Origin of the sequence: Pseudoalteromonas sp. APC 3355 (assembly GCF_030407615.1) — a bacterium.
Taxonomy (GTDB): Bacteria; Pseudomonadota; Gammaproteobacteria; order Enterobacterales; family Alteromonadaceae; genus Pseudoalteromonas; species Pseudoalteromonas distincta.
Genome location: NZ_JASDDB010000026.1, coordinates 1 through 9483, shown reverse-complemented (window position 1 = coordinate 9483; position 9483 = coordinate 1). Strand labels below are relative to the sequence as shown.

Genomic DNA, 9483 nt, shown 5'->3' with positions numbered 1-9483 from the left:
CGGGAGCCGGATTTGAACCGACGACCTTCGGGTTATGAGCCCGACGAGCTACCAGACTGCTCCATCCCGCGCCTGTAATTTCTTTAAAGCATTTTCGTAATATTTACGTGCCTGCCTTGAAGAGAGCGCTACTATATAGGAATAAACATTTAATGCAAGACCTAAACTAATTAAAGTTGTTCAACCGAACAAAAAGCAATCAAATTACTACTCTGCAATCAATCTTTGATGTGGATTAATCATTTTTTGCCATTCCCAGTCGGGATGTCCCATTACTATAAAGTCAGGGTTCTCAGTACTCTCTCGTTGGTTGTACGTTAGTGGGTTAAATTCTGCATCGGTAATACAACCACCGGCTTCTTCAACAATAACTTGTGAAGCACCTGTATCCCACTCTCCCGTTGGACCAATTCTTAAAAAACAATCTGCTTTGCCCTCTGCAACAGTACAGGCTTTTAAAGAACACGAGCCAATAGCAATCGTTGTAAACTGACTATTTAAATACTGACTCACCGCTTCTATTTTTTGGCGGCGGCTCACTGCAAGCGTCAAGCTCTCTGGCGGTGCTACAGATATTTGCTTATCAATTGAGTTTTCACGTTTAAAGGCACCATTTTTAGCTGTAGCAAAATAAGTCACACCTTTTGCAGGCCAATGAATAACGCCAAGCACAGGATGATTATTTTCAATCAATGCAATGTTTACTGCAAAGTCGCCACTTTCTAAAATAAATTCGCCTGTACCATCCATCGGATCGAGCAACCAATAACGCTGCCAGTCCTGTCTGTCGGCGAGTGCAGGTATAGGTGTTTCTTCCGACATAATTGGGATATCGGGTGCAAGTGCTTTTAATCCAGCAACCAGTACGTCATTTGCTGCTAAATCAGCTTTGGTAACAGGCGTATTATCTGATTTCTCTTGTTGGCCAATATCGCCTTTTTTATAAATGGCCATAATTGCATCGCCAGCACGCTCAGCTAATTCAATGCACGGTTCGATTAATTTATTCATCGGCAGCTCCAGACGCTAAATACTTATCTAATAATAGCAAAGCTGCAACACTGCGTGCTTCGGTAAAATCTTCTTGGTCTAATAATGACTGCCACTGAGTTAATGGCCACTTAACAACAACTAGCGGCTCTGGTTCGTCGCCAATAAGGGTTTGTGGGTATAATTGCTTAGCAAATAAAATATGCATAGTGGCATTAAAGTAACTCGGCGCCATTGTTACTGTTCTTAATGGTTTAAAATACTCAGCACCAAAGCCAATTTCTTCTTTAAGTTCTCTGTTAGCAGCTTGCTCTGGAGTTTCGCCCGGATCAATTAAGCCTTTAGGAAAACCTAACTGGTAATTGTTTGTGCCGGCACAGTATTCACGTACAAGTAGTAACTCATTATCTGCACTTAACGGAACAATCATCACTGCTCCCCGGCCACCGCCGCGAATTCGCTCATACTGGCGCTCTTCGTTATTAGAAAACTTTAACTCTAAAGACTCCACAGTAAACAGGCGACTTTTAGCAACAACATTGTTACTGAGGATTTGTGGTGGTGTTGGGTGCTTTTTCTGTGTCATTGGCGTTAATTTGCTATCATGGCAGTTAGTTCAATAATAAACCTTATAAGTTGAAATTCCTATGTTAAATTGGTCAAAAATCGATACCGTTTTGCTCGACATGGATGGAACATTACTCGATTTACATTACGACAGTCATTTTTGGCTTAACGTTATCCCTGCGCAACACGCATTAGCTAGAGGCATTAGCCTAGATGCAGCTAAAGCAGATATTTTAAAACGCTATCAAGCTGTGAGCGGTCAAATACAGTGGTATTGTTTAGATTATTGGGAGCAGCAATTAAGCTTGCCTATAATGGATCTTAAACGAGAGTCTCAGCATTTAATTAAAATGCGCGAAGACGTACCTCATTTTTTAACCGAGCTTAAAAAAGCAGGCAAAGAGTTAATTTTACTTACCAACGCCCACCCTGAGAGTGTCATGCTGAAATTTGAGCATACAGCGATTGATAACTACCTAGATGGTGTAGTGTCTACTCATGAATATGGAGTAAGTAAAGAGCAGCAAAGTTTGTGGCACCAAGTACAAAAAGACTTAGGGTTTAATAAGCAGCGCACTTTGTTTGTAGATGACAGTGTGCCGGTATTAAATGCCGCACGAGAATACGGCATCGAGCACTTACTTGCAGTTGCTAACCCTGATAGCCAACAACCACATAACGAAATAGCCGATTACCTGAGTGTTACCGACTATCGTAAGATTATTTAACTCAGTTTACATGGGCTAGATTTTTGGGTAACGCGCTTCAAGGCCTTGATACACTAACTTTGCAAAATCAGCATGTTCTGTATCAAGGCTTTTAACTACTTCAACTAAATGCTCGTTATCTTCTTGCCCGTTCCACTCTTTAATATAGCTACCGTCTTTGTAGCCATGATCTTGGCGGAAAAAGTTTAACGTGTTTTTACCTACGTAGCCGCGATATAAATCATCAATATCCATACCCATTTGCGCCATACAGCCGGCAAAGGCAGCGGCATTAAACGTTTTATCTGCAACAGCGCAAGCCGCTAATATTTCTAGCGTTTGTTTAAAGTCATCCGCTTGTTGAGCATTACTAAGCTCAGTTTCAAGTTGCTTTGCTAAGTCTTCGTAGCTAGTTTTTCCGTCAATTCTAAGCGATAGACCAAAATGAAAAATATCAACCAACTCTAAAATAACTTGTTCAGTATCTGGTGTTTGTTTTTTCCACCATTTCCAACCATGATGATCCAGCATTTCAGCGCACTCAACCCAAATAGCGCGGTACCATTCGAACCCTTGAGTAAACCATTGCTCATGTACTTTAGTGTTCATGGCGTTTTGCATTTCTAGCATAACTACTAGCTTGTTTAAATTGGCAGACATATTCATTCCTGTCGTTTTTGATTAGTGTAATAGTACAGATAAAGGAAGCTTAACGCATCAGCACTATCTTAATATGTAGTTTACTTTGAGCCGCTAAATTCAGCCCATGAATCAATTAAATCAATGAAATCTTCAAAGCCACAACCACTACTTAAACCATTTTCTTCAAGCGCTAAATCGTCATCTTGATACGCTATTAGGTCTTCACTGTCTTGATGCAGCGCATGGGCTTCAAATAGTGCTTCGTCTTTGGTTAATATTAAATCTATTTCTTGGCCTTTTAGCGTTAGCGGCTCATAGCTTGAACTCACCGATGCAATAAGCGCTTGCACCATAGCTACTTTGTCTTTGCCTATTTCTTCGTTTAGCCAGCGACCAATAATAGCGTGTTCACTGCTTATTTTAATACGTAGCCCACTAATAGGGTCGCGAATAAATTGATATTCCATAGGGTTTGCCTGTAAATCTTTAATTGCGTAATTATATACGTAAACGCCCGCAAACCACAGGACATATAAAGTAAAATAGCGCCACAAGGGCGCTATTTTACTCAACTTTAAAGCCGTTAACTCCGCGATCTATAACGCGCTGCGTCAATAATCGACCATAAGTAAATAATAGGCACAAGTACAAAGCCTACAAGCACATAAATTAGTGCGTAACTTATTATAATAGCGAGTGCAAAAAATATAGCCGCTAAAATACGCCCTTGCACTAACTGCCCTAAACCAGGAAAAAATATATTACATAATGCTGCGATTACGTTACCGCCAGAACCTTGATCTGCCATACTAACCTCTGTATTTATTTGATTTTATAATTATTTACTTACACACTCTATGCCAATTTATTAAAGCTTACAAATCAAATAGTTAAATTAGTCTAGATTTAGAGAGTTAGTAAAAATTGCTAACTTTAGGTCAAATTAGCAATTTTTATTGTGCGTTTACACTTTTTTGTTTGTTTAAAAAAATAGCAAGTTACTCGTTTTTAAGGCTATTTTATAAATAGCTGTTTATAAAAACAGTATTTTATTTAGCCTAACAAAAACACCTGTTATACTGCCCACAATATTGATTAAAAAGGCGTAACGATGGACGTTTCACAATTACTCGATGGCTTAAATGACAAACAACGCGATGCCGTTGCAGCCCCACTACAAAACATGCTGGTATTAGCAGGTGCTGGGTCTGGTAAAACACGAGTGTTAGTTCATCGTATTGCGTGGCTTATGCAAGTTGAGCAAGCATCTGCTTACAGTATTTTTGCCGTAACCTTTACTAATAAAGCGGCTAAAGAAATGCGCAGCCGCGTTGAAGAAACACTAAAAGCCCCTGTAGGTGGTATGTGGATTGGTACGTTCCATGGTTTGTCGCATCGTATTTTACGTGCTCATCACCGTGAAGCTAACTTACCAGAAGCCTTTCAAATTTTAGACTCTGACGATCAACTTCGGATGATCAAGCGCTTATTAAAATCGATGAATATCGATGATAAAAAATGGCCTGCTAAACAATTTGGCTGGTACATTAGCGCCAAAAAAGATGAAGCACTTCGCCCTAAAGATATTCAAGCATACGATATTAACGAGCAAATGATGCTGCGTGTTTACGCCGCCTACCAAGAAGCCTGTGACAGAGCTGGCTTAGTTGATTTTGCCGAAATATTACTACGCAGCTACGAAGTGTTAAAAAATAACCCTACGTTACTACGTCATTACCAGCAACGCTTTGCACATATGCTCGTAGACGAGTTCCAAGATACAAATACCATTCAATATGCATGGTTAAAGTTACTTGCAGGCGATACAAGCAGTATCATGATTGTAGGCGACGATGACCAAAGTATTTACGGTTGGCGCGGTGCTAAAATCGAAAATATTAAACGATTTTTAACTGACTTTAGCGCAGAAACCATTCGTCTTGAACAAAACTACCGTTCAACAGCAACTATTTTGAAAGCGTCTAATGCATTAATTCAAAATAACTCAGAGCGTATGGGTAAAAGCTTATGGACCGACGGTAACGATGGCGAGCCAATTTCTATTTATGCAGCATTTAATGAATTAGACGAAGCACGCTTTGTAAGTAGCAAACTACGAAGCTGGTTAAATGCAGGTAATGCCCTACAAGATGCCGCAATTTTATACCGTAGTAACGCGCAATCTCGTGTACTCGAGGAGGCCATGCTACAAGAAGGCTTAAAATACCGTATTTATGGTGGTATGCGATTCTTCGAACGACAAGAAATTAAAGATGCGTTGTCGTACTTACGCCTAGTAGGTAATCGTCAAGACGATGCCGCGTTTGAGCGTGTAATTAATACGCCAGCACGCGGTATTGGCGATAAAACATTGAGCTATATACGCGATTGTGCACGAGCAGAATCGTTACCGCTTTGGTATGCCGCAAAAGCAATTGTAGAACAACAGCATTTATCTGGTCGTGCTTCTGGTGCAGTAAGTAAGTTTGTAGAACTCGTTGAACAAATAGAAGATAAAATTAGCGACCTAACTTTGCATGAGCAAGCTAAGTACACAATTCAAACCTCAGGCTTGATGGCAATGTACCAAGCAGAAAAAGGTGAAAAAGGCCGTGCTCGCGTAGAAAACTTAGAAGAGCTAATTAGCGCTTGTGATCAGTATGAGCTGCCTGAAGACGAAGAGTACAGCTCACCTTTACAAGGCTTTTTAGCCCATACGTCACTTGAGTCAGGTGAAGGACAGGCAGAAGAACACGAAGACGCCGTACAAATGATGACGCTTCACTCAGCTAAAGGCTTAGAGTTTCCGCTAGTGTTTATGGTAGGCGTAGAAGAAGGCATGTTCCCTTCTCAGCAAAGTAACGAAGAGTCTGGTCGTTTGGAAGAAGAGCGCCGCCTTTGTTATGTAGGCATGACACGAGCAATGGATAAGTTATATATTAGCCATGCTGAGAGTCGCCGCTTATACGGGCAAGAAAAATACCATAGCCCATCACGCTTTTTACGCGAAATACCTGAGGACTGCGTTGAAGAAATTCGTATTAAAACACAGGTTTCTCGTCCACCTGCCGCCGGGCGTTTTAGCGCATCAGTTAGCCATGCAGCATTTGAAGACAGTGGCTTTAACTTAGGGCAACGAGTTTTGCATGCTAAGTTTGGTGTTGGTACCGTACTTAATTACGAAGGCAGTGGCGCGCAATCTCGCGTACAAGTTAACTTTGACGACCTTGGTAGCAAATGGTTAGTAACGGCTTATGCACGATTACAAGCGGTATAAAGCACACCTAATTGAGTTAGAGCAACAATTAGCTGGCGCGTATAATCGTCAGCTAGTGTTGATCACGGGCAGCCCAGCTTGGTGTTATGAAATACTTAACTCATTAATAGATGAAAACAATACACTTGTTGTATCCAAGCAGTGCGCGATTAAAAATTCGTACTGGCCTACTCGCACACACCAAATTTTAGGGCAAGAATTTGCTCATGCTGTTTACGATGGTTTTAGTGGTTTGCACCCTGATAAACTTGCAGCACTTGCCGGCACCGTTAAAGCAGGCGGTATACTGTTTTTATTACTGCCTGAACTGGATGATTTAGCCTCTTGGCAAGATCCAGCATTGAGTACAGTGCAATCACACGGTCAGAGCATTAACTACAGCATATTTAATCAGCGTTTCGCGACTATTATTAAACCGTTGCCCGCTTTTCACTTTAGTGAAAAAAATGGCTGTATTAGTAATAACGCTAGCTATGTAATGCATAATAAAATTGATTATGAGCCACAGCAAAACTGTATTGAGCAAATAGTAAAAGTAGCTAACGGCCGTGCCAACAGGCCTTTACTCATTAATGCCGATAGAGGTAGAGGTAAGTCGGCAGCACTTGGCTTAGCAGCCGCAAAATTAGCTGATAAAAAAGTAATTATTTGCAGCACTCAGTTTAAAGCGACCCATAGCAGCTTTAAACATTTAGCCCAAGAGTTAAGCCTTCAATACAACGCTGAACATAAACAGCTCGCCAACTTGCACTACGTTGCACCTGACGCGTTATTAAACACACTACCTGAGTGCGATTTACTACTCGTTGATGAAGCTGCAGCAATCCCTGTTCCGTTATTACTACAAATGCTAGCTCATTACCCTCGTATAGTATTTGCAAGCACTCTGGTTGGGTATGAGGGCAATGGTAGGGGTTATACTATTCGCTTTAGTAACTATATTAAAGCGCACTATAAAGCCTCTAAAGTTGTAACGCTTGATGAGCCACTGCGTTTTGCTAAACACGATCCCCTCGAGAAGCACATTCGCACCTTGCTTGCACTCGATGCACAATATAAAGAATTAGGTAGTGATCAATTAGAGCAGCCAATTCATAGCGAAGTAACTCAGCAATCTCTTGTAAACAATGAATCTTTACTGCAGCAAGTTATTGCCCTACTTGCACTGGCTCACTATCAAAGTAGTGTCAACGACTTACGCCAACTGCTAGACGCACCATCGCAAAGACTATTTATTAGCAAAATTAATAATCAATTAGTTGGCGTATGCTTAATCGCCATAGAAGGTGGTTTGAGTGAAGAACTTGCCCTACAGGTTATAAGTGGAGAGCGCCGTCCGCAAGGACATTTAATGGCGCAAGCACTCTCACAACTTAGCTTTAATAATGACTGTTTAACACAACTGAGCGCTCGCGTTGTACGAATAGCGATTGATCCGAGTTCCCACAATATAGGACTTGGTAAAAAGTTACTTAATTATTGCGAATCGCAGGTAAAAAGCCAATGTAGTTGGCTTGGTGCAAGCTTTGGCGCAACAGCGCAGTTACTTAATTTTTGGCAAAACCTAGGGTTTGATACTGTAAAATTAGGTTATCAACGCGATAAAAGCACCGCTGAACATTCGGCGCTTGTGGTTAAATGCTTAAGCGACAAAAGCACAATTCTTCAACCCCTAAAAAAGCAGTTTAAAAACGATTTTTTTTATGGGCTTTTAACACACTTTAAAACACTAGATTGGCAACTCGTGAATATCCTAATTGAAGGATTTAGCGACGAGTTAATAAGCCTAGAGACTCACGAGCGATTAGCGCTGCTCACTAAAAGTAACTTCACTCAATTTAGTATCTCTGCAACTCTTTGGCAGTTACTGAGCCAGTCACCTTCTTATATATCTCAATTAACAGAGTCGGATAAACAACTTTTAATAAAGTTAGTGCTGCAAAATGAAAGTAATGAAAAAGTGATTCAACACTTAGGTTTATTAGGAAAAAAACAGCTTGAGAATCAATTTAAACGTGCCATAAAAAACCTCACAAGTACGATCTAATAGCTTTTAGTTGCCCTATCTCTGTTAAATTTTATCCATCTTTAAGCTATTTATTTAATTTGTTCTATCCTTAAAACATTAATAGGTAAATTAAGATAAAGGCATGGAATTAATAAACTTTAAAGTGGGCTGCAAAACAATTTCACTAAAGATACTCGACATTTTATTAACAGAGCGCTTTGACAATAATCTAACAACTTTACCCAACAATAATAAAAGCTTTATTGGTGTTAAAGATTATATGGATATACCAACGCCTGTTTTTGATTTAGGTATTATTTTAAATGATATCTCAACTGAACAAAGTAATGCGCATGTACTAAAGCAACTAAGAATATGGCAAGACAAACTATTAAACTGGTTTAATACCCTTCAAAACAACTTATTAAATAGCTCGACTTCTATTTCAAATAATGATGCCGAACTACAAGATTTTGTTTTATTTTACAAAGAATTCAACACCGACAATGAAGACTTAAAATTAACAATGTCTCGGCTTGACGAGCCTTTCCGATCATTACTAGAGACAGCAAAAGCAGCTATAGCAGCCCATAATCAAAGTGATCATAAACAAGTATCAGCTCTGCTCGACAAAATTAAGCGCAATAGTCTAATTCAGCTTGAGCGTTTATTTGAATCAGCTAAAGAGCAAATAACCTTAGACTATAAACCTATTATTGTTTTCACCACCAAAGACGGATTAAATCCACATGTTGGTTTATTAGTAGATAAAGTTGAAGATAATATCGACTATAAAAAAGAAGACATAAAGCCACTGGATAAGCTCACTGAGGTTGGTTTTGATCTAGACCCACAAACTAAAAATATGATGCTAGGATTAATCAAGCTCCCCCAAAAGCATAGTGTATTAATTGATCCAAGCGTAATATTTAAACCAGCTCAACTAGAAGAATCTGAAAGTGAAGAAACCCAAGCTTATGGACTATTTTAAATAGCCTTTAAATTTGGTTATTAACTTTAGTACTGGAATAATGAGCTATTCCGCTCAACTTGTACATTTAGATGAATTAGAGAAGAATCGAGTATGTAATGTCCGTTACTCCCCATATTTCACTTTTCTGCAGATGTAAAAAAGCCCGACTATTTCTAGTCGGGCTCTCTACAATTTGAAGCCTGTGCGCTACGCAATAGGATGTCGTAGTGCCCACAGCGGTGGAGAGCCACAGTGAAATGCTACACTCTCTTTGTGTCGCGATATGAGTGTATGTTAATTGCGCACATTTCAATTTTCT

Annotated in this window: 9 protein-coding genes; 4 read left to right on the top strand and 5 right to left on the bottom strand. The window is 39.8% G+C overall.

Translation table 11 applies throughout. The features are described 5' to 3' along the window. Window positions 1-207 precede the first annotated feature (207 nt). Together cysQ and nudE are read right to left on the bottom strand one after the other, a co-directional pair. Window positions 208-1011, bottom strand: coding sequence for a 3'(2'),5'-bisphosphate nucleotidase CysQ (cysQ, locus tag QMA08_RS20245; protein WP_182695533.1), 804 nt, complete (start codon window positions 1009-1011; stop codon window positions 208-210). Continuing rightward, entirely contained in the window at window positions 1004-1576 is a 573-nt protein-coding gene (gene nudE / locus QMA08_RS20240; protein WP_154903622.1) for an ADP compounds hydrolase NudE, read from the bottom strand. Before nudE ends, cysQ begins: the two co-directional genes overlap by 8 nt. Before the next feature lie 61 nt (window positions 1577-1637). On the opposite strand from nudE, the gene yrfG reads away from it, so the two are divergent. After that, a complete protein-coding gene (gene yrfG / locus QMA08_RS20235; protein WP_290175332.1) occupies window positions 1638-2285 on the top strand; it encodes a GMP/IMP nucleotidase in 648 nt (215 codons plus the stop codon). A gap of 15 nt (window positions 2286-2300) precedes the next feature. On the opposite strand, the gene QMA08_RS20230 is transcribed toward yrfG, so the two are convergent. The 3 genes from QMA08_RS20230 to QMA08_RS20220 form a co-directional block, all read right to left on the bottom strand. After that, window positions 2301-2924, bottom strand: coding sequence for a dUTP diphosphatase (locus tag QMA08_RS20230; protein ID WP_149593734.1), 624 nt, complete (start codon window positions 2922-2924; stop codon window positions 2301-2303). Between the two features lie 80 nt (window positions 2925-3004). Continuing rightward, window positions 3005-3373, bottom strand: coding sequence for a YacL family protein (locus tag QMA08_RS20225; protein WP_002963010.1), 369 nt, complete (start codon window positions 3371-3373; stop codon window positions 3005-3007). 116 nt (window positions 3374-3489) lie between these two features. Then, window positions 3490-3714 (bottom strand): hypothetical protein, encoded by a 225-nt coding sequence (locus tag QMA08_RS20220; protein WP_002963009.1) that lies wholly within the window; start codon window positions 3712-3714, stop codon window positions 3490-3492. 303 nt (window positions 3715-4017) lie between these two features. Here QMA08_RS20220 and uvrD point away from each other — a divergent pair, with 303 nt between their 5' ends. The 3 genes from uvrD (at window position 4018) to QMA08_RS20205 (ending at window position 9182) form a co-directional block, all read left to right on the top strand. Next, window positions 4018-6183 (top strand): DNA helicase II, encoded by a 2166-nt coding sequence (gene uvrD / locus QMA08_RS20215; RefSeq protein ID WP_290175331.1) that lies wholly within the window; start codon window positions 4018-4020, stop codon window positions 6181-6183. Beyond that, window positions 6161-8230: a GNAT family N-acetyltransferase gene (locus tag QMA08_RS20210; protein WP_290175330.1), complete on the top strand. Its 2070-nt coding sequence runs from the start codon at window positions 6161-6163 to the stop codon at window positions 8228-8230. Before uvrD ends, QMA08_RS20210 begins: the two co-directional genes overlap by 23 nt. Window positions 8231-8333: 103 nt before the next feature. Then, window positions 8334-9182: a chemotaxis protein gene (locus QMA08_RS20205; protein WP_290175329.1), complete on the top strand. Its 849-nt coding sequence runs from the start codon at window positions 8334-8336 to the stop codon at window positions 9180-9182. Window positions 9183-9483 lie beyond the last annotated feature (301 nt).

Bases quoted from the DNA above. Each gene is read 5' to 3' on its own strand.
- cysQ (WP_182695533.1), bottom strand. From the start codon at position 1,011: ATGAATAAATTAATCGAACCGTGCATTGAATTAGCTGAGCGTGCTGGC.
- nudE (WP_154903622.1), bottom strand. From the start codon at position 1,576: ATGACACAGAAAAAGCACCCAACACCACCACAAATCCTCAGTAACAAT.
- yrfG (WP_290175332.1), top strand. From the start codon at position 1,638: ATGTTAAATTGGTCAAAAATCGATACCGTTTTGCTCGACATGGATGGA.
- QMA08_RS20230 (WP_149593734.1), bottom strand. From the start codon at position 2,924: ATGTCTGCCAATTTAAACAAGCTAGTAGTTATGCTAGAAATGCAAAAC.
- QMA08_RS20225 (WP_002963010.1), bottom strand. From the start codon at position 3,373: ATGGAATATCAATTTATTCGCGACCCTATTAGTGGGCTACGTATTAAA.
- QMA08_RS20220 (WP_002963009.1), bottom strand. From the start codon at position 3,714: ATGGCAGATCAAGGTTCTGGCGGTAACGTAATCGCAGCATTATGTAAT.
- uvrD (WP_290175331.1), top strand. From the start codon at position 4,018: ATGGACGTTTCACAATTACTCGATGGCTTAAATGACAAACAACGCGAT.
- QMA08_RS20210 (WP_290175330.1), top strand. From the start codon at position 6,161: ATGCACGATTACAAGCGGTATAAAGCACACCTAATTGAGTTAGAGCAA.
- QMA08_RS20205 (WP_290175329.1), top strand. From the start codon at position 8,334: ATGGAATTAATAAACTTTAAAGTGGGCTGCAAAACAATTTCACTAAAG.